General features: G+C 67.3%; 22 protein-coding genes. 4 read left to right on the forward strand and 18 right to left on the reverse strand.

Going from position 1 to position 20,504, the window contains the following annotated elements:
• Nucleotides 1–31 precede the first annotated feature (31 nt).
• The 6 genes from RAN53_RS14605 to RAN53_RS14630 form a co-directional block, all read right to left on the reverse strand.
• On the reverse strand, nucleotides 32–2,884 hold the full coding sequence (locus RAN53_RS14605; protein WP_305797528.1) for a molybdopterin-dependent oxidoreductase: 2,853 nt from the start codon (nucleotides 2,882–2,884) through the stop codon (nucleotides 32–34).
• Between the two features lie 26 nt (nucleotides 2,885–2,910).
• Nucleotides 2,911–3,114, reverse strand: a complete 204-nt coding sequence (locus tag RAN53_RS14610; RefSeq protein WP_305797529.1) for a twin-arginine translocation signal domain-containing protein — start codon at nucleotides 3,112–3,114, stop codon at nucleotides 2,911–2,913.
• 93 nt (nucleotides 3,115–3,207) lie between these two features.
• Complete coding sequence (locus RAN53_RS14615) at nucleotides 3,208–3,858, reverse strand: molecular chaperone (protein WP_305797530.1); 651 nt, start codon at nucleotides 3,856–3,858, stop codon at nucleotides 3,208–3,210.
• Between the two features lie 4 nt (nucleotides 3,859–3,862).
• The gene (locus RAN53_RS14620) at nucleotides 3,863–5,581 is read right to left on the reverse strand and encodes a 4Fe-4S dicluster domain-containing protein (protein ID WP_305797531.1); all 1,719 of its coding nucleotides are present in this window, start codon (nucleotides 5,579–5,581) and stop codon (nucleotides 3,863–3,865) included.
• Between the two features lie 102 nt (nucleotides 5,582–5,683).
• Entirely contained in the window at nucleotides 5,684–6,247 is a 564-nt protein-coding gene (locus tag RAN53_RS14625) for a DUF3306 domain-containing protein (protein ID WP_305797532.1), read from the reverse strand.
• On the reverse strand, nucleotides 6,244–6,675 hold the full coding sequence (locus RAN53_RS14630) for a DUF3305 domain-containing protein (RefSeq protein WP_305797533.1): 432 nt from the start codon (nucleotides 6,673–6,675) through the stop codon (nucleotides 6,244–6,246). Before RAN53_RS14630 ends, RAN53_RS14625 begins: the two co-directional genes overlap by 4 nt.
• A gap of 94 nt (nucleotides 6,676–6,769) precedes the next feature.
• Here RAN53_RS14630 and RAN53_RS14635 point away from each other — a divergent pair, with 94 nt between their 5' ends.
• Nucleotides 6,770–7,621, forward strand: a complete 852-nt coding sequence (locus RAN53_RS14635; RefSeq protein ID WP_305797534.1) for a formate dehydrogenase accessory sulfurtransferase FdhD — start codon at nucleotides 6,770–6,772, stop codon at nucleotides 7,619–7,621.
• On the opposite strand, the gene RAN53_RS14640 is transcribed toward RAN53_RS14635, so the two are convergent.
• Together RAN53_RS14640 and RAN53_RS14645 are read right to left on the reverse strand one after the other, a co-directional pair.
• A complete protein-coding gene (locus RAN53_RS14640; protein WP_305797535.1) occupies nucleotides 7,622–8,254 on the reverse strand; it encodes a helix-turn-helix domain-containing protein in 633 nt (210 codons plus the stop codon).
• Nucleotides 8,255–8,447: 193 nt separating this feature from the next.
• A complete protein-coding gene (locus RAN53_RS14645; protein ID WP_305797536.1) occupies nucleotides 8,448–9,392 on the reverse strand; it encodes a histone deacetylase family protein in 945 nt (314 codons plus the stop codon).
• Between the two features lie 115 nt (nucleotides 9,393–9,507).
• Here RAN53_RS14645 and RAN53_RS14650 point away from each other — a divergent pair, with 115 nt between their 5' ends.
• Nucleotides 9,508–12,255, forward strand: coding sequence for a bifunctional acetate--CoA ligase family protein/GNAT family N-acetyltransferase (locus tag RAN53_RS14650; RefSeq protein WP_305797537.1), 2,748 nt, complete (start codon nucleotides 9,508–9,510; stop codon nucleotides 12,253–12,255).
• Between the two features lie 66 nt (nucleotides 12,256–12,321).
• On the opposite strand, the gene pdxH is transcribed toward RAN53_RS14650, so the two are convergent.
• The 3 genes from pdxH to RAN53_RS14665 form a co-directional block, all read right to left on the reverse strand.
• On the reverse strand, nucleotides 12,322–12,963 hold the full coding sequence (gene pdxH / locus RAN53_RS14655; RefSeq protein ID WP_305797538.1) for a pyridoxamine 5'-phosphate oxidase: 642 nt from the start codon (nucleotides 12,961–12,963) through the stop codon (nucleotides 12,322–12,324).
• Nucleotides 12,964–13,083: 120 nt separating this feature from the next.
• A complete protein-coding gene (locus RAN53_RS14660) occupies nucleotides 13,084–13,431 on the reverse strand; it encodes a branched-chain amino acid transporter permease (RefSeq protein WP_305797539.1) in 348 nt (115 codons plus the stop codon).
• Nucleotides 13,428–14,123, reverse strand: a complete 696-nt coding sequence (locus RAN53_RS14665) for an AzlC family ABC transporter permease (RefSeq protein WP_305797540.1) — start codon at nucleotides 14,121–14,123, stop codon at nucleotides 13,428–13,430. Before RAN53_RS14665 ends, RAN53_RS14660 begins: the two co-directional genes overlap by 4 nt.
• 124 nt (nucleotides 14,124–14,247) lie before the next feature.
• Between RAN53_RS14665 and RAN53_RS14670 the strand changes: the two genes are divergently transcribed.
• On the forward strand, nucleotides 14,248–14,931 hold the full coding sequence (locus tag RAN53_RS14670) for a cytochrome b/b6 domain-containing protein (protein ID WP_305797541.1): 684 nt from the start codon (nucleotides 14,248–14,250) through the stop codon (nucleotides 14,929–14,931).
• Nucleotides 14,932–15,018: 87 nt separating this feature from the next.
• On the opposite strand, the gene RAN53_RS14675 is transcribed toward RAN53_RS14670, so the two are convergent.
• From RAN53_RS14675 to RAN53_RS14695, 5 genes are all read right to left on the reverse strand, one after another.
• Nucleotides 15,019–15,492 (reverse strand): c-type cytochrome, encoded by a 474-nt coding sequence (locus RAN53_RS14675; protein ID WP_305797542.1) that lies wholly within the window; start codon nucleotides 15,490–15,492, stop codon nucleotides 15,019–15,021.
• 78 nt (nucleotides 15,493–15,570) lie between these two features.
• Nucleotides 15,571–15,975 (reverse strand): DUF2069 domain-containing protein, encoded by a 405-nt coding sequence (locus RAN53_RS14680; protein WP_305797543.1) that lies wholly within the window; start codon nucleotides 15,973–15,975, stop codon nucleotides 15,571–15,573.
• Nucleotides 15,972–16,595: an NAD(P)H:quinone oxidoreductase gene (gene wrbA, locus RAN53_RS14685; RefSeq protein WP_305797544.1), complete on the reverse strand. Its 624-nt coding sequence runs from the start codon at nucleotides 16,593–16,595 to the stop codon at nucleotides 15,972–15,974. Before wrbA ends, RAN53_RS14680 begins: the two co-directional genes overlap by 4 nt.
• 46 nt (nucleotides 16,596–16,641) lie before the next feature.
• The gene (gene arsC / locus RAN53_RS14690; protein ID WP_305797545.1) at nucleotides 16,642–16,989 is read right to left on the reverse strand and encodes an arsenate reductase (glutaredoxin); all 348 of its coding nucleotides are present in this window, start codon (nucleotides 16,987–16,989) and stop codon (nucleotides 16,642–16,644) included.
• 68 nt (nucleotides 16,990–17,057) lie between these two features.
• Nucleotides 17,058–17,537, reverse strand: a complete 480-nt coding sequence (locus tag RAN53_RS14695; RefSeq protein ID WP_305797546.1) for a gamma-glutamylcyclotransferase family protein — start codon at nucleotides 17,535–17,537, stop codon at nucleotides 17,058–17,060.
• A 68-nt stretch (nucleotides 17,538–17,605) separates the two neighbouring features.
• Here RAN53_RS14695 and smrA point away from each other — a divergent pair, with 68 nt between their 5' ends.
• A complete protein-coding gene (gene smrA / locus RAN53_RS14700; protein ID WP_305797547.1) occupies nucleotides 17,606–18,199 on the forward strand; it encodes a DNA endonuclease SmrA in 594 nt (197 codons plus the stop codon).
• Here smrA and RAN53_RS14705 read toward each other — a convergent pair.
• Together RAN53_RS14705 and RAN53_RS14710 are read right to left on the reverse strand one after the other, a co-directional pair.
• Nucleotides 18,196–18,738 carry a DUF934 domain-containing protein gene (locus tag RAN53_RS14705; protein ID WP_305797548.1) on the reverse strand — a complete coding sequence of 181 codons (543 nt, stop codon included), beginning with the start codon at nucleotides 18,736–18,738 and terminating at the stop codon, nucleotides 18,196–18,198. The genes smrA and RAN53_RS14705 overlap by 4 nt on opposite strands.
• Complete coding sequence (locus tag RAN53_RS14710; protein ID WP_305797549.1) at nucleotides 18,731–20,383, reverse strand: nitrite/sulfite reductase; 1,653 nt, start codon at nucleotides 20,381–20,383, stop codon at nucleotides 18,731–18,733. Before RAN53_RS14710 ends, RAN53_RS14705 begins: the two co-directional genes overlap by 8 nt.
• Nucleotides 20,384–20,504: the final 121 nt, after the last annotated feature.

Here is a 20,504-nt window from a genome sequence, read left to right on the forward strand (position 1 = left end):
GCCGGGCCCATCCCGCGTGTTTCGTCAGGCGTCAGGCGCGCTCGATGCGGCACAGGGTGCACTTGGTTTCCTGCATCTGGGTCACGGAGTCGTAGCCGTAGGTGGTGGCGGTGTTGGCCGCCTCGCCCAGCACATAGGGTGCCGAGCCCTCCGGGTAGACATCGTGGAGGCTCTCGCCCTGGAACATGCCGCCGAAGTGGAAGGGCATGAACACCACCTCCCGGGCGACCCGCGGGGTGACCAGCGCCTTGACCCTGACGCGACCGCCCTCGGCACCCTCGACCCAGACGTCGTCGCCCTCGGCGATGCCCAGGTCGTTGGCCAGCGCCGGGTTGATCTCGACGAACATCTCCTGCTGCAGCTCGGCCAGCCAGGACATGGAACGCGTCTCCTCGCCGCCGCCTTCGTATTCCACCAGGCGTCCGGAGGTGAGGATGATCGGGTAATCCCCGGTCACATCCTGTTCCTGGATGCTCTTGTAGAGCGTCGGCAGGCGGTAGTGGGAGGCCACGTCGTCCCAGGTCGGGTAGTCCTCGACCAGGTCGCGGCGGCTGGTGTAGAGCGGCTCGCGGTGCTTGGGAATGGGGTCGGGGAAGGTCCAGACGTTGCAGCGCGCCTTGGCGTTCCCGAAGGGCGCACATTCGTGGGCGATGGCCACGCGCTGGATGCCGCCGGAGAGGTCGGTCTTCCAGTTCTTGCCCTCGGCCTCGGCCTGCTCTTGGGCGGTCAGGTCGTCCCACCAGCCCAGGTCCTTGAGCATCTCGGCGGTGAACTCGGGGTAGCCATCCTCGAGCTCGGAGCCCTCGCTGAACGAGCCGTCGGCGAGGATGTTCTCGCCATTGCGTTCGATGCCGAAGCGGGCGCGGAAGGTCAGCCCGCCTTCGGACACCTTCTTGCTGGTGTCATAGAGGATCGGTGTGCCGGGGTGGCCCATCTCGGCGGTGCCCCAGCAGGGCCAGGGCAGGCCGTAGTAGTCGCCGTCGGCGGGTCCGCCCTCGGCCTTGAGGTCGCGGAAGCTGAAGGTATGCCAGTTCTGCTGGTGGGCCTTGAGCCGCTCCGGACTCTGGCCGGTGTAGCCTACCGTCCACATGCCGGCGTTGAACTCGCGGGTGATGTCCTCGATCAGCGGCTCGTCGCCATTCATCTGGAAGTTCTTGACGAGTTGGTCGCCGAAGCCCAGCTTCCTGGCCAGCAGGTACATGATCTCGTGGTCGGGCTTGGCCTCGAACAGCGGATCGATCACCTTGTCGCGCCACTGGATCGAGCGGTTGGTGGCGGTGACGCTGCCGGTGGTCTCGAACTGGGTCGCCGCCGGCAGCAGGTAGACGCCGTCCTGGCGGCCATGCATCACGCCCGCCACGGTGGGGTAGGGGTCGACGATGACCATCATCTCCAGCTGCTGCATGGCCTTCTGCATCTCGGGGCCGCGGGTCTGGGAGTTGACGGCATGGCCCCAGTAGAACATCGCCTTGAGCTGGGTGCGCTGGGTGATGTTGGCGTCGTCCTCGAGGACCCCGTCGACCCAACGCGACACCGTGATGCCGTTGGTGTACATGGGCTGGCCGTCGGCGTACTCGGTCTGGTCGAAGCGGCCCTTCAGCCACTCGTAGTCGAGGTCCCAGACCCGCGCCCAGTGCTTCCAGGCGCCTTCGGCCAGGCCGTAGTAGCCCGGCAGGGAGTGGGACATCAGGCCCAGGTCGGTAGCGCCCTGGACGTTGTCGTGGCCACGGAAGATGTTGGCGCCGCCGCCGGACTTGCCGATATTGCCCAGCGCCAGTTCGAGGATGCAGTAGGCCCGGGTGTTGTTGTTGCCGGTGGTGTGCTGGGTCCCCCCCATGCACCACACCACGCACCCCGGGCGGTTCTCGGCCAGGCGGCGGGCGGTGTCGAACATCTGCGCTTCGGGCACGCCGGTGATGCGCTCCACCTCATCGGGGGTGAAGTTGGCCACCTCGGCACGCACCTCGTCCAGGGCGTAGACGCGCTGGTCGATGTACTCGCGATCCTCCCACCCGTTGGCAAAGATGTGCCACAGCAGGCCCCAGATGAAGGCCACGTCGGACCCCGGACGGATGCGCACGTAGCTGTCGGCCTTGGCTGCGGTGCGGGTGAAGCGCGGATCGACGACGATGATCTGCGCCTGGCTGCGCTCCTTGGCCAGCAGGATGTGCTGCATGGCGACCGGGTGCGCCTCGCTGGGGTTGGAGCCGATGAACATGATCGACTTGCTGTTCTGGATATCGTTGAGCGAGTTGGTCATCGCCCCGTAGCCCCAGGTGTTGGCCACCCCGGCCACGGTGGTGGAGTGGCAGATGCGCGCCTGGTGGTCGGTATTGTTGGTACCGGCCAGGGCGGCGAACTTGCGCATCAGGTAGGCCTGTTCGTTGTTGAACTTGGCCGAGCCCAGCCAGTAGATGCTGTCGGGGCCATGCTGCTCGGAGAGCTGGAGTACCTTGTCGCCGATCTCCTCGATGGCGTCCTCCCAGCTCAGGCGCTGCCACTCGCCGCCCACCAGCTTCATGGGGTACTTGAGGCGGCGGCTGGAGTGGCCGTGCTGTCGCAGCGAGGCGCCCTTGGCACAGTGGGCGCCGCGGTTGATCGGGTGGTCGAAGGCCGGCTCCTGCTTGGTCCAGACCCCCTCCTGCACCTCGGCGTAGACGCCGCAGCCCACCGAGCAGTGGGAGCAGACGGTACGCTTGGTCTCCACCGGGGCGTCGGAATATGCCGTCTTCTCGGCCGCCTCGGCGCGGCGCATCATCGGGGTGCCCATGAAACCGGCGGCGGCCAGGCCGCCGGTGGTCGCACCGCTCCGCTTGAGGAACTGGCGACGGGAAATGCCCAGGCCCTGGGGCCGCTGGGACTGTGTCTTACGAGTCAGACGCATGACATCTCTCTCCTCGCTGGCGGCCGTCAATCACGCAGGGTGGCGTAGTAGGCCCGGATATGGGGTGTTTCGTGGTAGTGGCTGTCGGCCTTCTGGGGGGCGGCCTTCTCCACGCTATCGGCCTGGACCAGGCTCACATGGCCCACGGCGGCAGCGGCACCCGCGGCGGCGGTGCCGGCGCCCAGGGTCTTCAGGAAGCGCCGGCGCTCCGGGTTGCTTGACGTGCGCATGGTGGTCTCCTCTCTCATGTTCTTCTCGGTATTGGCTTCTCGTTATTGTTCTGATGGCCGCCCATCGGCCTCGCTAGCTTGGTTCCTGGCGGGTCAGGGCTCGAGGATCCTGACCGGGGTGCGCTCTGCCTCTGCGGCCAACTGGCTTCGCTCCCGGGTGATGAAGGCCACGCCCAGCTTTCCTACCTGAGCATAGAAGGCGGTGTCGACTCGGGCCAGATCGCCCAGACAACGCTCAGTCCATGGTGCGAGGTGTGACATGAAGAAGGCCGCGGTCTGCGGCGAGCGGTCGTCGATCAGCATGGCCATGATCTCGAGCAGGGCGGCCAGGTGATCCTCGGGGTCGCGGCTGGATTCACTGCGCGTGAAGCCCAGTCGGCGCAGGTCCTCGCGCAGCGCCACCAGCGCCTGGTCCATCAACTCGCCGTTGCGGTACCAGGAGGCGTAGGGGGTGATCTCGCCCTGGACCACGCCCACCAGGTGGCGGAAATGCGCGCGCTCGAGCTCGCTCGGGGTGGCGTCGGCGGCGGCCCGGCCGAGGGCCACCAGCGTTGATGCGACCGGGTCCTGGTTCTCCTCGGCAGCTCCTTCGATCTCGATTCCGGCGAGCCAGGCCAGCAGCTCCCCGTCGGCGGGTTCGCGTATCAGGCGCGCCAGCAGCCGATACAGGTCGGCGCGCAGCGCCTCCTGTTCCTCCGCGGGCTCTGTGGCGGCCGGCGTGGCCGAGTTCATCTCCTGGCGCATGGCATTACACCTTCAATTGGGAGTCGGGGTCGCGGACCATGCCCTGGTATACGTCCTTGACGCGGCAGTCCTCGCACATCTCCAGTCGCGCAGCGGCGTCGCCGGCGAAGTAGGGATGATCGGCCAGCTTCGCCTTGATCGTGGCGATGGTGGCCGCGTTGGCGAAGGGCTTGCCGCAGCGCGTGCAGCAGAAGGGCGCTTCCTCGTGACGAACCTGGCGCTCGGTACGACTCGCATCGGCCAGGAAACCGGGCGCCAGGCGAATGGCATCCTCGGGGCAGGCCTCGGCGCACAGGCCGCACTGGACGCAGTCGGCTTCGCGATAGCTGAGCAGCGGGCTGTCGTCTCCGGTGGCCAGGGCCGGCGTGGGGCAGTTGCTGACGCAGGCGAAGCACAGCGTGCAGGCGTCGCGGTCGACCTCCAATCCGCCGTAGGCGGCGCCGGGCGGCATGGGGTGGCGCCGTCCGTCGGCCTTGCCGAGCGCCGTCAGGCGCGCCAGCACCTCCTCGAAGCGGTCGCGCTTGCGCTCGGCGGAGAGCACCAGGGGTTCATCGACGAGGGGCAGGTGCACCGGGTAGGCGTCCCGGGCGGCGCCATCGCCGCGCTGGATGCAGCGTATGCGGTCCGGCGCATGGCCCAGCGCCTCCAGCAGCGTGCGTGCCTGGGCGACCTGGTCGTCGATGAAGGCGGCCAGGCTGGCGGGCAGCTCGGGGTGTACCTGGATGCGCACCTCGGCGGCGCCGGCGGCCAGGGCGGTGAGCCACTGGTCGTGGCCGGCATTGCCCAGCTCCTCGAGGGGGACATCGAGCACACCGCCGGCCGGCTCATCCTCGGCCTCCAGGTCGCCGGCCTCGACGAAGCGCATCACCGCCGCCTTGCCGCCGGCCTGGCGATAGGCGTCCAGCCAGCTGACCAGCGCCTCCTGCTGACGCGCCGGTTCCGGAAGGCGGAACTGTATGGCGCCGGTGGGGCAGGCGCTGGTGCAGCTGCCGACGCCCTGACAGAGGTAGGGGTCGATCTCGATGCGCGACTCGATGCGCCCCTTGTGACTCGAGATGGCGTCGGCGGGGCAGACCTCGAGGCAGCGTGTACAGCCGACATTGCCCGAGGCGGAGTGGGCGCAGAGGTCGGCGTTGATCTGGAAGTAGCGCGGCTTGTCGAACTCGCCGACCAGCTCGGCGAACGCGTCCAGGGCCTCATCGCACCCCGGGCCTCCCCAGGCGAGGTGGCGATAGCCGGGAGGGGGCAGCTCGAGCGCGAGCGCGGGGGAGCGGCCCAGGTCGAGGATCAGGTCGGCATGGCGACGGCCGAGCAGCGGCAGCGCCAGATCGAGCCGCTCGTCGGGGCCGTGGAGGCTGACGCCGAATCGCCCCAGGTAGCCTTCGACGCGCAGCTGGCCCCGCTGGGTGGGTGTCAGGGTCTGGCAGGGTAGCCGCCGGGTGTTCTCCAGCAGCGCCTCGACCCCGGCGTCGTCGAGTGCCGCGTCGCCGGTGCTGGGCTCGGTAATCAGCAGCGCGATGGCGGCGAGCCCGCGGCCCTGCAGGCGCTGCGCTGCCAGGCGCACGCTGGTCTCGTCGCCGAGCAGCAGGGCGTGGCCGGCACTCTCGTAGGTGACACTGGCGGGGGTCAGGTTGACCGGCCAGGAGACACGCTGTCTAGCCGCCTCGCGGGCGCTGCGGTTGGCGGCGTCGTCCACGCTCACGGCGTCAATGGCAGATCTCATACGCCCTCACGGTTATCGGTGTGGATAGCGCGTTATCGTTAGCGTGCTATTTTATTCGAAAATTTTAATAATGCATCACTCTTTTACAACTCTAGGCTGGCGTCAAACGCTACCTTGGTCCAGGGTGCGTGCATCGTCCGCCTCGCCGTGCTCTGCCACGGCCGTTTCCTCGCTGTCATCCTGCTCGACGGGGTGAGGGGCCGAGCGATCGGCATCCGTCGTCCCCCCCTGCCGATCGTCCCGGGCCGCGAGCTCCGTCTCCTCGGGTGCAGGGCGGGTCCAGCGTCGTAGTTGCTCCGCCACGTCACGGCCCAGGGGTTTCAGAACCTCGCGATAGTCCTCGTCATAGTCATCGAGCCCATCACGCACGCCGTAGTTCCCTGACGCCCACAGCCGGCGCAGGGCGCGCCGACGTAACTGGCGACTGACACCCTGCTTCAGGTAGGCGGAAAAGTCGGCGCCGGCAGGCAAGTCGTCGGGATCGGGGAGGGTGTGATCGAGGCTGCCAGGGGCCGACGCCTCTGGCTCGACCGCAGGCTCCTGCTGCGCGTCACCGGTGATCTCGTCCTCGGAAGGCTCGGGGGAGAGCGCTACCGGCTCCCGGTCGGGCTCGTCCGCCACCTCTTCCCCCAGCTTGCGGCGGGACCAGCGTTCGAAGCGGCTCATGGCGTCATCTCCCGGGCGCGGCCGGCGCCCTTGCGCTTCTTCTTGCGTCCCTCTTCCGGCGCCTCGCCGTGGCGGGCCAGGTAGGCCTCGAGCCAGGCCTGGATCGCCACCGGCATCGCCACGTCGAGCACCTGCTGTTCGCCGTCCATCCAGCTGGCGGCGACGTCCTGGCTGGCGGTGATCGCCGAGGGGACGGGAGCCTCGCCGGCATCGCCACAGCGCACGAAGAGTCGAGGGGTATCGGAGGTCAGGTTGAAGCGGTAGGCGGCACGCTCGGTCATGGTCAGCTGCAGGGTCAGCGTCCAGGGGCCACCATCCCCGGGCGTCAGCTCGCGGATGAAGTGACGACGCGAGACGAATCCCTTGATACGGGTCGTCTCTTCATCCAGCGCAAGGCTTACGCTGCGGTGGTTGGTTACGGTTGTCATCGGGCGTCTCTCGAACATGAACAGGTGCATTAAAGACTTTCAGTATCGGCAATGCCATCATGACCCATCAACGTCTTTCAGGAGCCCGCACCGGATGCCACCGATCAGCCTCAGCCGTGCCCGCCTGCCCGCCACCCTGGAGATCGAGGTCCTCGACGAATATGGCGACCCGCGCCGTCAGGCGATCGCCGCCGAGCGCCCGCTGACGCTCTACCTCAACAAGCGCGAGATCGTCACCCTGATGACCCTTGGCGCCGATCCCGAGGCTCTGGTGGTGGGTTACCTGCGCAATCAGGGCCTGCTCGAGCGACGCGAGGATCTGGAGGCGGTGCATGTCGACTGGGAGGTGGAGGCCGCCGCGGTGGTCACCCGGCACCTGCCCGAGGACCTCGACGAGCGTCTGGGGCATCGCACCGTCACCACCGGCTGTGGCCAGGGCACGGTGTTCGGTCGCATCCTGGATGCCGTCCCCCAGCAGTCCCTGCCGGATACCCCGGTGCGCCAGTCGGTACTCTATGCCCTGCTCGAGAATCTGGGCGCCCATAACGAGACCTACCGCAGCGCCGGGGCGGTGCACGGCTGCGCGCTGTGCCGCCAGGAGGCGGTGCTCGACTTCGTGGAGGACGTGGGGCGTCACAATGCGGTGGATACCCTGGCGGGGCGCCAGTGGCTGGGGGAGAGCGAGACCGGAGGGGCGGATATCTTCTATACCACCGGCCGGCTGACCTCGGAGATGGTGATCAAGGTGGCCCAGATGGGCATCGGGGTGCTGGTGTCCCGCTCCGGGGTGACCCAGAAGGGGGTGGAGCTGGCGGAGCGCTTCGGGGTCATGCTGGTAGCCCGGGCCAAGGGTCGCCATTTCCAGGCGATTCATGCCCACCGGCGCCTCGAGCTCGACGCCATCCCGCCCCGGCGCCCCGGTGACAGGCGGCGCGAGAAGGCCTGATCAGGCGGCTTCGCCGCGGGTACACACCGAGAGCACCACGGCATCCTCGCCGCTGGTCGAGACCAGCGCGTGGCCCATGGCGCTGTCGAAGTAGATGCTGTCACCGCTCTCCAGCCGCAGCGGTTCGTAGAACTCGGTATACAGCAGGACCTCGCCCTCCAGCACCATCAGGAACTCCTCGCCGTCGTGGCGGACCCACTCGCTGAACTCCTCGAAGCGGCGAGCCCGCACGATGGTCTTGAAGGGAATCATGCGCTTCTGGGCCAGTTCGCAGCTGAGCAGTTCGTGCTCGTAGGTCGGCGTCGGGTGCAGCTCGCCATGGCCGCGCCGGGTCAGGTCGCGCCGGCCCGTGGTGCGCGCCTGCTGGCGAGGCGGCGAGAGCAGCTGGGGAAGGTCGATGCCCAGTCCGCCGATCAGCTTCTGAACCGCGGTGAAGGTGGGCGAGATCTGGTCGTTCTCGATCTTGGAGAGGGTCGATCGCGCCAGGCCGGTACGCTGGCTGACGTCTTCCAGTGTCCACTGGTTGGCCAGGCGGATCTCGCGCAGGCGTTCGCCGAGGCGCAGCGGCTCGACGAAGGGCTTGCGCCCGGAGGCGATGCGCAGGGCGGCATCCTGATCGTTGGTTGCTGTCATGGCGCGGGTTCACTATAGGAAACAGGTTTTCTTCAGCTTACCACGCCAGGCAGGCGACCATCAGCACCTCGATGCCAACGCCAGGGCCATCCCTGAGAGAGACTTCCCATATCCGGGAACCCGATTTATCGGCGCTAGCGTGTTATCGGGGCACGGAGGAGAGAACCCGCTTGTCGCGGGATGTTTCCCGGGGTCAGGAAACGCCGTCGCCGTAGGGCAGTCCCAGCAGCGCCTTGACGTGGGCGTCCACGCAGCGCCCCAGCGATTCCAGGTGATAGCCGCCCTCGAGCACCGATACCAGCCGTCCATCGGCATAAAGCTCGGCGATCTCCAGGGCCATATGGGTCACCCAGTGGAAGTCCTCGTCCTCCAGGCAGAGCTCGGCCATCTCGTCTTCGCGGTGGGCGTCGAAGCCCGAGGAGAGCAGCACCAGTTCGGGCTTGAAACGATGCAGGGCGGGCAGCCAGTCATCCTCGATCGCCTTGCGGAAGGCGGCGCTGTCGGTGCCGGCGGAGAGCGGCGTGTTGACCACGTTCTGCCATTCGCTGCGCAGGTAACGCCAGGGATAGAACGGGAACTGGAAGCTGGTACAGACCAGCACCTCGGGGTCGTCCTTGAAGATGTCGATGGTGCCGTTGCACTGGTGGACATCGAAATCGAGGATGGCGATGCGCCGCGCGCCGTACTTCTTGCGGGCGTGGGCGGCGCCCACCGCGACATTGTTGTAGAAGCAGAAGCCCATGGCATCGGTGGCCTCGGCGTGATGGCCGGGTGGGCGCACCGCGCAGAAGACGTTGTCGGCCTGATGGCGATATACCTGGTCGACGCCGCGGATCACCGCCCCGGCGGCGACACGGGCCGCCTTGAGGCTGTCGGGGTTCATCATGGTGTCACTGTCGAGGGTGACGATCCCCTGCTCCGGCACGCACTTGTCCAGGGCGCGCAGGTGGCGAACCGGATGGACCAGGGCGAGCTCCTCCTCGGTGGCCGGACGCGCCTCCGACTGCATGGTCTGCTGCAGGGTGCCCGACAGGGACAGGCGGGCCCGGATCGCCTCCAGGCGCAAGGGACACTCCGGGTGTTCCGGCCCCATATGGTGGAGGTGGCAGTCGGGATGGGTGATGTAACCGGTGATCATGGCGCTCTCCGTGCTGACTGGGGTCACTTTACTTGGGCCAAGCCCTTGCCAGACAGTGTCAATAGGTCGTACACAGTAGGCAGTCACTTCATGCGTCAACAGCCGGGAGATCGCCTTGAGCACCCGTTTCCTCCGCCACTTCTTCGAACCTCGCACCATCGCCGTGATCGGCGCCTCGGAAAAGTCGGAATCCCTGGGGGGCATCGTCATCCGTAATCTGCTGGAAGGGGAGTTTCCCGGCACCATCTGGGCGGTGAACCCCAAGGGCTACAGCAGCGTGCACGGCCAGCCGGCCTTCTCCCGTGTCTCCCAGCTCCCCGAGGTGCCCGACCTCGCGGTGATCTGCTCGCCGGTCGAGACGGTGCCGGGCCGCATCGCCAGGCTGGGCGGCTACGGCTGCCGTGCCGCCCTGGTGCTCTCCGGCGGCTCCCACCTCGACGAGGAGCGCCATGGCAAGGCCTCGATCCGCAGCCGCATGCTGGAGGCCGCCCGCGCCTCCGGCATCCGGGTGCTGGGTCCCGAGTGCATGGGGCTGATCGTCCCCGGACGGCGTCTCAATGCCTCCTATGCCAATCAGGTCATCAAGCGCGGCAAGGTCGCCTATCTCGGTCAGTCGGGCATGCTGGGCACGGCGATGATCGACTGGGCGGCGGGGCGCGGGGTGGGCTTCTCCCACCTGATCACCCTGGGCGACAGCGTCGACGTGATGCTTCCCGACCTGCTGGACTACATCAACCAGTACTCGCCGACCCAGGCGATCCTGCTGCATCTCGAGAAGGTGATGGATGCCCAGCACTTCATGACCGCGCTGCGCGACGCCTCACGCAACCGCCTGGTGCTGGCGATCAAGAGCGGGCGCACCCCCGAGTCCGACCTCACCGGGCTACCGCCGACCCCGGGGATCGCCAACCGCGACCAGCTGTTCGATGCCGCCTTCTCCCGGGCCGGCGTGGTGCGCGTGCATGACTCCGACGAGCTGTTCGACGCCCTGATGACCCTGTCGCGCATGAAGCCCCTGCGCGGTGATCGACTGGCCATCGTCTCCAACGGCCTGGGGCCGGCGATGCTGGCCATCGACAAGCTGATCAATGCCGGCGGCAAGCTGGCGGACTTCAGCGAGGAGACGCGTCACGCCCTGCGTAGTGGCGGCCTGGACATCAGCAAGCCCGGCGAGAACCCCGTCGACCTGGGTGGCAACGCCACGCCGGAGATGATGGTGGATGCGCTGGAGATCGTCGCCGCGGACCCCGGCGTCGATGCGGTGCTGGTGGTGCATGCCCCCACTCGTCTGGCGCCTTCCAAGGTGACCGCCCAGGCGTTGGTGGCCAACCGCAAGCGCTTCCGCCGCAACTTGTTGACCAGTTTCATGGGGCTCGAAGAGGCCTTGTCGGCGCGCCACGAGTGTAGCCTGGCGGAGATTCCCACCTATGTATCACCCGAGCAGGCGGTGAAGGCCTTCATGCACATGGTGAACTATCAGCGGGTCCAGGCACTGCTGCAGGAGACCCCGCCGAGCCTGCCGTTTTCCACCACCCGCGAGATCCGTGTCCGCTGCCGCAAGCTGATCGAGGCGGTCAAGGCCGAGGGCCGCGAGACGCTGACCCACTCCGAGACCGCCCAGGTGCTGGAGGCCTACGGCATTCCCGTGGCACCGCGCCGCTATGTGGCGACGGCCGAAGAGGGTGCCGCGGCGGCGGAGGCGTTCGAGGGCAGCATGGCACTGAAGGTGATCCACGAGGGCAACTGCCGACCGTTCCGCTACCGCAAGCATCCTCACCGTCTCTCCGCCGGCCTGCTCCAGGACCTGAAGACGCCGCAGCAGGTGGCGGAAGGTGTCGAGCTGCTGGGGGAGAAGATCGCCGAGAAGTACCCCGCCTTCGAGGTGCGCGAGTATTGCCTGCAGCCCATGCAGCGCGGCAAGCACTCCATGCAGGTATGCGCCGGGATCACCCGCGACCCGGTGTTCGGCCCCGTGGTGGTGTTCGGCATCGGCGGCTACAAGGTCAATATCCTGGCCGACCGCCAGGTGGCGCTGCCGCCGCTCAACATGCGCCTGGCCGAGGATACGGTGGAGCACACCCATGTGGCGCGCCTGATCCACGAGCACTCCAGCGATCCGCGCCGCGATATCGATCGGCTCTGCCAGCTGCTGGTCAAGTTGTCACAGATGGCCAGCGACCTGCTCGAGCTGCGCGGCCTGGAGATCAACCCGCTGTTGCTCAACCGCGATGACATGGTGGCAGTGGACTTCGCCATGGACCTCGGCCTGCCGGCGCGCTTCGCGATAATGCCCTATCCCGAGGAGCTCAGGGAGTGGCTCACGCTCAAGAACGGCTGGAAGGTCGAGGTGCGGCCGATCCGCGCCGAGGATGCGCCGCTTATTACCAGTTTCCACGGCCAGCTCTCCGAGGAAAGCATCCGCTTCCGCTATTTCCACAACAAGGCGGACCTGACCCAGCGTGACCTGTCGATGCTCTCGCATATCAACTACGACCGGCAGATGGCCTTTATCGCCGAGCACCTGCTGGAGGATGGCAGCAAGGAGATGCTGGGCGTGGTCAGGGTCTGGAACGACCCCGACAATATTCGTACCGAGTTCTCGGTCATCATTCGCGACGACCTGCAGGGCCTGGGTATCGGCAGCCTGCTGATGAACAAGATGATCAATTACTGCAAGAGCGTCGGCACCCTGGAGATGATCGGCAAGATCATGGTCGACAATCACCCCATGCGCGCGCTGATGAAGCATCTGGGCTTCAAGCAGCGCTACAACATGGAGGAGCAGGTGGTGGACGCGGTGCTGCGCCTCAATGAACCGGACAGCGACTGGCAGCGGCACCGCCTGGAGAGCCTGCCCGACTGAGGGCAGGCCCTTGCCGCTTTGGGGGCAAACCCCGGCGGCCTCGACAAGGGTTGAGGCAGGGACGCCTCAGGGTGCCAGGCGGAAGTGGTGCCAGTCGGCGTCGCGGCGCTCGAAGCGGATACGGTCGTGGAGGCGGCTGGGCTGGCCCTGCCAGAACTCCACCATCTCGGGGATGACGCGGTAGCCACCCCAATGCACCGGGCGCGGGATCTGTTGTCCCTCGTAGGCTCGCTCGAAGCGTGCCTGACGCTCCTCGATCCAGGTGCGATCCGGAATCACCACGCTCTGGGTGGCGATCCAGGCGCCGAGCTGGCTGGCCCGCGGACGACTGGCGAAGTAGTCGTCGGACTCCTGCTCGCTGACCTGCTCGACGCGCCCCTCGATGCGCACCTGGCGTGACAGCGATGGCCACCAGAAGGTCAGGGCGGCGTGGGGAACATTGTTCAGCTCGCTGCCCTTGTGGCTGTGATAGTTGGTATAGAAGACGAAACCCTGGTCATCGATGCCCTTGAGCAGCACCACGCGGGCGTGGGGACGCCCCTGGCTGTCCACGGTAGCCAGGGTCATGGCGTTGCCGTCGAGGCCCTCGTTCTCCAGCGCCAGGGTCAACCACTCCTCGAACAGCGGCATGGGGTCATCGGTAACCTGGGCCTCATCGAGCTGGCCGCCTTCGTAGTCGCGGCGGATATCGGCAATATTGCGTGTCATCGTGCTGAGCTCTCCTGAAATCTCTGTGCATGTTCGCCGCTTCGAAGACGCAGCTCAACACCTGTTTTGCAGCGCGGCAACATTTTCTGGCGCTATGCATAGTGTCGAGCCGAGGTGTTCTCACCCCATCCAGCCCAGCTGCACCATGGCCATATAGGCACCGGTGCCGCCGATGATCGACAGCAGGGCGTTGCGCCGCCACAGATGCAGGAGGGCGACGATCAGCGCGGCCGCCATCATCGGCCAGCCGGTGGCGCCGGCGTTGAGCCGGCCATCGAGCAACGGACGAAAGTCGCGCAGTGCATAGATCACCAGGATCATCATCACCGTGGGGGGCAGGTAGCGCCCCAGATGCAGGATCAAGGGGTGGTCGGCATGCTTCGCCAGGGCCACGAAGGGGATGACCCGGGTGGCGAAGGTCGCCAGGGCGCAGACGCCGATGAACAGCAGCAGTGACAGGGTGCTCATGCGTTGGCCTCCCGGCGCTGGACGTGACGATAATGCAGCAGCAGGATCAGGCTGGCCGCGCCGATGGCGCCCAGCAGCAGGTGGCGGTCCGGCAGCAGCAGCAGGGCACCCAGACCGGTCATCATGGCGATGGCAAAGGGCAACCAGCGGCGCAGTCGGCGGGCCTGCTCGAGGGTGAGCACGATGAATAGCGCCGTGAGGGCGAACTCGATGCCGCGGCTGTCGAAGGCCAGGGTGCTGCCGGCGAGGACCCCCGCGATGGAGCCCAGCACCCACCAGGCCTGGTTGAGCAGGCTGACCCGGAAGGCCAGGGCCTGGTCACCGGCGCGCTCGGCGGGCAGGGTGGTGATCAGCGAATAGGTTTCGTCGGTGAGGGCGAAGATCAGATAGGGCTTGCGCCAGCCGGCCCCCTGGAAACGCTTCAGCAGCGAGAGCCCGTAGAAGAGGTGGCGGGAATTGAGCATCAGGGTCGCCACCGCCAGCTCCATCAGTCCGGCGCCGGCGGCGAGCAGGGCCACGGCGAGAAACTGTCCCGCACCGGCATAGATCACCAGGGACATCATTACCGCCGCCCACCAGGGTACCCCGACCTCCACGGCGAGGATCCCGTAGGCGGCCCCCAGCGGCAGGTAGCCAAACATCACCGGCAGGGTGAGCTTCCCGGCTTCCTTCCAGGCGTATGGTAGTGACACGGTGATAGACTCCTTACCGTCGATGGGCTGACGCGGTGGTCAGCGGCGGCAGCCATGATAAGACAGATCCACTGACTTGGCAGCTCTTGGCAAGATGCTCGTCTGATAAATGCAAGGAGGCAAGATGACTCGACTGCTGGTATGGGATATTCCGGTTCGTCTCTTCCACTGGTCCCTGGTGGCCCTAGTGGGCCTCTCCTTCTACACCATGAAGACCGAGGGCGCCCCCTTCGCCTTTCCGGTCGAGATCCATGCCCGCTCGGGCTACCTGCTGCTGGGGCTGTTGCTGTTCCGTTGGCTCTGGGGCCTGCTGGGCAGCCGCCATGCCCGCTTCTCAAGCTTCCTGCGCTCTCCCGGCTGCACGATTGACTATGGCCGGCGACTGCTCGGCGGACGGCCCCCCGCCTTCGCTGGGCACAATCCCCTGGGGGGCGTCATGGTCCTGGTGATGCTGCTGTCGCTGTCGTTCCAGGCGGTAAGCGGCCTGTTCATGACCGACGATATCTTCTTCAGCGCGCCGCTGAACGGCTGGGTGGGCGACGATGCCGTCGCGTTCTTCCAGTCATTCCATCACCTCAACGCCAACCTGCTGGTGGTGTTGATCGCCGGCCACCTGTTGGCCCTGGTGGTACACCGCGTGAAGGGAGAACGGTTGGTGGGTGCCATGTTCACCGGGCGTAAGGCGCTGGAGCGGCGCCCCGAGGACGAGCCTGATGCCGGCCTCAAAAGCCGTGTGGCGAGCCTCTGGTTGGCCCTGGCACTGGGCGCACTCAGTGCCTTGCCGGTCATCTGGCTGTGGCACGCCTGAGCAAGCGTGGCGTGGCAACAATGGACGATGGGGCGGCCCTGCAGGTCGCCCCATCGCGGTCAGGTCGAGAATTGCCAGCGGGGGCGGTTACTCGGCGCGGAAGTCGTCGTGACACCCCTTGCAGCTGTTGCCCACGGCACCGACCTGGCGGCGCAAGGCGCTGAACTCCTCGTCATCATCGACCATCCGGGCCAGGGTGGCGACCTCCTGCTTCAAGGTCTCCTGCTTCTCCTCGAAGCCTGACCAATCGTCACCGATCTTGGCCAGGGCATCGGTCTCGGCGGTGTGGTCATCACCCCGCAGGGTGCCTTCCATGAAGCCTTCCCAGGGCAGATGGGCAACGGACGCCAGGTTGCGTGCTCGGGTGGCGAACTCTTCCTCGTCATAGTCGATATCGCCCTGGGCCATGTCGCCCATGGGGCCGAGCTGCCAGGCCATGACGCGCAGGGCCGACTGGCGATACTCGATGGCATCCTCGGGCTCGGCGGCCTGGGCGGCCAGCGGCAGCATGAGGGCGGCGGAGAGGCCCAGGCTGAGCAGGGGGCGGAGGGTCACGGTCATCACGAACTCCTTTCGTCGGCTTGTCGGTATGAGGCTTGATACACATCAAGCCGCCATCAAGCCTAGCGCCCCGGCGGCTCAGCTGCTGCTGGCATCCTGCCTCAGCTGACGGCTGCGAAAGCGCGCATAGCCGGTACAGCCGGCAAACAGCGCCAGTGACGCCACCGCCTCGACGATGCCGCGCAGACCCTCCCCGGGGAGCGTGGCGACCATCACCCCCTGGGCGAAGTAGAGGAGGCTGACGAAGGCCAGCCAGGCATGGCCACGGGGGCGCCGGCCGATCAGCGACGGCAGGAACAGCACCAGGGGCAGCACGAAGGCGACGATGGGCACCAGGGGGCCGCTGTCGCCTTCGATCTGCAGGCCGCGATAGACCATCAGTGCCACCAGCGCGGCATAGCTGACCAGCACCAGCCGGCGCATCTTGGCGGTCAGGACATCCAGCCCCCTATCCTTTTCCATCCTCTCCAGCGCGGCCCTCATGAGTCGCTCTCCCGCAGCGTGGACAGCGCCAGGGCGAGACGCGCCAGGCGACGCCCCTGGGCATAGGCCAGGGTGCGTTCATGATCATCGAGGGGCAGGTCGCTGCGCTTGCCGGCCAGGTGGCTGGCACCATAGGGCGTGCCCCCGCGGGTGGTCTCCATCAGCTCGGTCTCGCTGTAGGGGAGGCCCGCATAGACCATGCCATGATGCAGCAGTGGCACCAGCATGGTCAGCAGCGTCGCCTCCTGGCCGCCATGCAGGCTCGAGGTGGAGGTAAAGGCGGTGGCCGGCTTGTCGATCAGCGCCCCTCCCAGCCATAGCTCGCTGGTGCCGTCGAGGAAGTGCTTGAGGGGCGCCGCCATGTTGCCGAAGCGAGTGGGGCTGCCGATGGCCAGGCCGGCGCAGTGGCGCAGGTCGTCAAGGCTGGCGTAGACCGCCCCCTCGGCGGGAATCTCGGGGTCCACCGCCTCGCAGGTAGGGGATACCGGCGGCACCGTGCGCAGCCGCGCCTCGACGCCACGCAGGGACTCCACGCCGGCGGCGAGGCGCTCGGCCATCGCGCGGGTGGCGCCGTGCCGAGAATAGTAGAGGATCAGCACATAGGGCAGGGAAGCGCTCATCGAAGCTCCAGATAGCAGGGGGTGTAGGAGAAGAGGCAGGCGAAGGTCACGACAGCAGCGCCAGGATGACCTCGGGCGGGCGGCCGATCACGGCTCGCTGGCCATCGTCGGCGATGGGGCGTTCCATGATCCTCGGGTGGGCGAGGATCGCCTGGACCACCTGCTCCGGGTCGCTGGCATCGGCGCCAAGGGCCTTCCACTCGGCCTCTCCATGGCGCACCAGGCGCTCGACGCCGCTATCCAGGCGGGCGATGAGGTCGCGCAGCTCCCGCTCGTCGAGGGGTGCGTCGAGGTAGCGGCGAACCGCGAGGTCGATGCCGCGCTCCTCGAGCAGGGCGAGGGCCTGGCGTGACTTCGAGCAGCGCGGGTTGTGCAGCAGGGTGATCCGGGTCATGCGGGCTCCTCGACCGTGAAGGCCATGTCGTGTGGTTCGCGGCATTGTAGCAAGGGCCACGAGTTGGCTCACGGGGAAGCCGGTGCCGGCGACGCCTCGGGCAGGCGGCGATAGACCCAGGCCTCGCTGCCATCGGCGAGGGGCAGGCGCACCCGTTCGTAGCGAATGCCCAGCCGCTCGTAGCGGTCGAGCCGGGCAAGCTCATCGGCGGCGACGCTCAATACCTCGCCCGGCACGCGCTCGCCTGGCGCCGGCTCGAGGTCCAGGCCGTTGCGTCGCCAGTCCTCGAGGTGCGCGGGCCGGGTCTCGACCCGGCCGCCGATCACGATCCAGCGCACCGGTGGCACGCGCAGGGTGCCATAGACGAAGACCTCATGGGGGCCCTCGCCGATGGGGTCGAGATGCTCGGGGCGCTCGTAGGTGTAGGGGCTGAGCATGGTCAGCCACAGCCAGCCCGCCGCTGCCAGCGGGGTGCCGATGAGGGTGGTGGCCAGCAGCCGTCGTGGTCGCATGGAGTTCTCGCCGTTGCGGTCGGCCCATCCTGCCATGCACGGGCGTCGCAGCGCGAGGTTGGGCTCTGCTAGGATGGCCTTTCCCATGACGAAGGAGGTGAGCCATGAACCAGACGGCACGCGATGACCTCGACTTTCAGGCGCTGATGGGGGATGTACGCCCGCTGACCCGGGGCAGGGATCGCGCCGATACCGGCCGTTCTGCGGGCTCTCCCAGCGAGGCGCAGCTCGCCCGTCGCGAGAGTGCCGCCGCCGAACTGGAGGGTCACGGCTTCCTCTCCGACGACTTCGTCGATCTGGTGCCGCCCTTCGATCCGCTGGCGTATCGCTGCGACGGCATCCAGCAGGGCGTGGTGGATCGCCTGCGCCACGGTGGCTATGCCGCCCAGGCCCGGCTGCACCTGCTGCGCCGCCCGCTGGAGGAGTGTCGGCGCAGCCTGCCGCCCTTTATCCACGAGGCCTATGCCCACGACCTGCGCTCGGTGCTGATCGTGTACGGCCGCGGCCAGGCCATCGACAGCCCGCCCAACGTGCTGCGCTCCTACCTGGCCAAGTGGCTCACGCAGTTCCTCGAGGTGCAGGCCTTCGTCTCCGCCCAGCCTGCCGACGGCGGCCTGGGCGCCACCTGGGTGCTGCTGCGCAAGAGCGAACGCGCCCGCGCCGATAACCGCGAGCGCCAGCAGAAGCGGCGAGGTTAGGCGAAGGCCGGCTCGCGCGTGGCCTGGCTCCGTTCGCGCTCGCGGCGCCGGAACAGCGGCTCGGGCTGGTCCACCGCCGGCTGGTAGGCGCGGCTGAAGACATGCAGGTTGCGCAGGGCGTCCTCCAGCCACTGGTCCTCGCGCAGCGAGAAGCCGTCGAAGCCGCAGCGGCGCATGAAGAACAGCTGGTCGACCAGCACGTCGCCGATGGCGCGTATCTCCCCCTCATAGCCGTGGCGCTCACGCAGCAGCCGCGCCAGGCTATAGCCGCGACCGTCGGTGAACTTCGGGAAGTCGATGGCGACCAGCGGTGCCGCGGCGAGGCGGGCGGCCAGGGCGTCATCGAGCTCGGTGTCGGCCGCCAGCCAGGGGGCGCGCTCCTCGCCACCCTCGCCCTCGAGCCATTCGCTCAGGGGTATGATGGCCGGCGCACCGGCCGCCGGCTGACCCTCTCGGATCAGCTGCCAGTCATCGGCGGCCGGCTGGTCGCGAAACAGATAGGGGCGTTGGCTAGCGGAGTGGGGGGCCTGATCAGGCATAGACGCGCTCCTTGAAGGGCTTGAGACCGATGCGACGATAGGTGTCGAGGAAGGTCTCGTCGTCGCTGCGCTGGCTGACGTAGACCTTGAGCAGGGTGTCGATGACCTCGGGGACCGCCTCGCGGCTGAAGGAGGGGCCGAGGATCTTGCCCAGCGAGGCGGCATTGCCCTGGGCGCCGCCGAGCGAGATCTGATACCACTCCTCGCCCTTCTTGTCGACGCCCAGGATGCCGATGTGACCGACATGGTGATGGCCACAGGCGTTCATGCAACCGGAGATGTTGAGCTCCAGCGGGCCCAGGTCGTAGAGGAAGTCCAGGTCCTCGAAGCGCTCCTGGATGGCCTGGGCCACCGGGATCGACTTGGCGTTGGCCAGGGCGCAGTAGTCACCCCCCGGGCAGCAGATCAGGTCGGCCAGGGTGCCCACCGTGGGATTGGCCAGGCCCAGTGCCTCGAGCTCGTGCCACAGCGCCTCCAGGCGATCCATGGGCACGTCGGAGAGCACCAGGTTCTGCTCATGGGTGACGCGCAGCTCGCCGAAGCTGTACTCGTCGGCGAGATCCGCGATCTGGTGCATCTGCTCGGCGGTGACGTCGCCGGGCGAGTGGCCGCTGCGCTTCAGGGAGAGGGTCACCGACGCGTAGCCGGGCACCTTGTGACCGTGGACGTTGTTGGTCATGAAGCGACCGAAGGCGCGATTCTCGCCGCGCAACGCCTCGATAGCGGCGATGGCCTCGTCGGTAACGGGGCGCCGCTCGGGGTCGACGAAGTGGGCCGCCACCCGCTCGACGCTCTCCTGGGTCAGGGTCTGGGGGCCATCCTTGAGATGGGCCCACTCCTCCTCGACGCGGCGGCGGAACTCCTCGATCCCCAGCGCCTTGACCAGGATCTTGATGCGCGCCTTGAACTTGTTGTCGCGGCGGCCGAACTGGTTGTAGACCCGTACCAGCGCCTCGAGGTAGGTGAGCAGGTGCTGCCAGGGCAGGTCGTCGCGGACCACCTCGCCGATCATCGGAGTGCGGCCCAGGCCACCGCCGGCCAGCACCCTGACGCGTACCTCACCACGGGCGTCACGCCACAGCCGCAGCCCCACGTCGTGGACCTGGATCGCCGCGCGATCCTCGGCGGCACCGGTCACCGCGATCTTGAACTTGCGCGGCAGGTAGGCGAACTCGGGGTGGAAGGTGGACCACTGGCGGATCAGCTCGCACCAGGGCCGCGGGTCGACCTCCTCGTCCTCGGCCACGCCGGCGAACTGGTCGGTGGTGGTGTTGCGGATATCGTTGCCGCTGGTCTGGATGGCATGCATCTGCACGCTGGCGAGCTCGGCGAGCATGTCCGGCACGGTCTCGAGCTTCGGCCAGTTGAGCTGCAGGTTGGTGCGGGTGGTGAAGTGGCCATAGCCGCGATCGTAGTCGCGAGCCAGGTCGCCCAGCTTGCGCAGCTGATAGGCGGCCAGCATGCCGTAGGGAATGGCGATGCGCAGCATGGGAGCGTAGCGCTGGATATACAGGCCGTTCTGCACCCGCAGCGGCAGGAACTCCTCCTCGCTCAGGCGGCCGGCCAGATAACGCTCCATCTGGTCGCGAAACTGGGCCACGCGTTCGTTGACGAGTGTCTGGTCGTGAGTGTCGTAGCGATACATTCAGCCGTCCTGCTGCAGTGAAAGTGGCAGTGCCTAGCCAGGCACGATACGCGGGGCGCCATATTATTTAAAAGAATAAATCTTCATAGTTTTTATACTTAAAGTAATTAGCGGGCGGCGC

It is taken from the genome of Halomonas sp. SSL-5, assembly GCF_030708455.1.
Classification (GTDB): Bacteria; Pseudomonadota; Gammaproteobacteria; order Pseudomonadales; family Halomonadaceae; genus Halomonas.

Excerpts from the sequence above, each read along its gene's own strand:
- RAN53_RS14605 (WP_305797528.1), bottom strand. The coding sequence starts at position 2,884 with ATGCGTCTGACTCGTAAGACACAGTCCCAGCGGCCCCAGGGCCTGGGC.
- RAN53_RS14610 (WP_305797529.1), bottom strand. The coding sequence starts at position 3,114 with ATGCGCACGTCAAGCAACCCGGAGCGCCGGCGCTTCCTGAAGACCCTG.
- RAN53_RS14615 (WP_305797530.1), bottom strand. The coding sequence starts at position 3,858 with ATGCGCCAGGAGATGAACTCGGCCACGCCGGCCGCCACAGAGCCCGCG.
- RAN53_RS14620 (WP_305797531.1), bottom strand. The coding sequence starts at position 5,581 with ATGAGATCTGCCATTGACGCCGTGAGCGTGGACGACGCCGCCAACCGC.
- RAN53_RS14625 (WP_305797532.1), bottom strand. The coding sequence starts at position 6,247 with ATGAGCCGCTTCGAACGCTGGTCCCGCCGCAAGCTGGGGGAAGAGGTG.
- RAN53_RS14630 (WP_305797533.1), bottom strand. The coding sequence starts at position 6,675 with ATGACAACCGTAACCAACCACCGCAGCGTAAGCCTTGCGCTGGATGAA.
- RAN53_RS14635 (WP_305797534.1), top strand. The coding sequence starts at position 6,770 with ATGCCACCGATCAGCCTCAGCCGTGCCCGCCTGCCCGCCACCCTGGAG.
- RAN53_RS14640 (WP_305797535.1), bottom strand. The coding sequence starts at position 8,254 with ATGACAGCAACCAACGATCAGGATGCCGCCCTGCGCATCGCCTCCGGG.
- RAN53_RS14645 (WP_305797536.1), bottom strand. The coding sequence starts at position 9,392 with ATGATCACCGGTTACATCACCCATCCCGACTGCCACCTCCACCATATG.
- pdxH (WP_305797538.1), bottom strand. The coding sequence starts at position 12,963 with ATGACACGCAATATTGCCGATATCCGCCGCGACTACGAAGGCGGCCAG.
- RAN53_RS14660 (WP_305797539.1), bottom strand. The coding sequence starts at position 13,431 with ATGAGCACCCTGTCACTGCTGCTGTTCATCGGCGTCTGCGCCCTGGCG.
- RAN53_RS14670 (WP_305797541.1), top strand. The coding sequence starts at position 14,248 with ATGACTCGACTGCTGGTATGGGATATTCCGGTTCGTCTCTTCCACTGG.
- RAN53_RS14675 (WP_305797542.1), bottom strand. The coding sequence starts at position 15,492 with ATGACCGTGACCCTCCGCCCCCTGCTCAGCCTGGGCCTCTCCGCCGCC.
- RAN53_RS14680 (WP_305797543.1), bottom strand. The coding sequence starts at position 15,975 with ATGAGGGCCGCGCTGGAGAGGATGGAAAAGGATAGGGGGCTGGATGTC.
- wrbA (WP_305797544.1), bottom strand. The coding sequence starts at position 16,595 with ATGAGCGCTTCCCTGCCCTATGTGCTGATCCTCTACTATTCTCGGCAC.
- arsC (WP_305797545.1), bottom strand. The coding sequence starts at position 16,989 with ATGACCCGGATCACCCTGCTGCACAACCCGCGCTGCTCGAAGTCACGC.
- RAN53_RS14695 (WP_305797546.1), bottom strand. The coding sequence starts at position 17,537 with ATGGCAGGATGGGCCGACCGCAACGGCGAGAACTCCATGCGACCACGA.
- smrA (WP_305797547.1), top strand. The coding sequence starts at position 17,606 with ATGAACCAGACGGCACGCGATGACCTCGACTTTCAGGCGCTGATGGGG.
- RAN53_RS14705 (WP_305797548.1), bottom strand. The coding sequence starts at position 18,738 with ATGCCTGATCAGGCCCCCCACTCCGCTAGCCAACGCCCCTATCTGTTT.
- RAN53_RS14710 (WP_305797549.1), bottom strand. The coding sequence starts at position 20,383 with ATGTATCGCTACGACACTCACGACCAGACACTCGTCAACGAACGCGTG.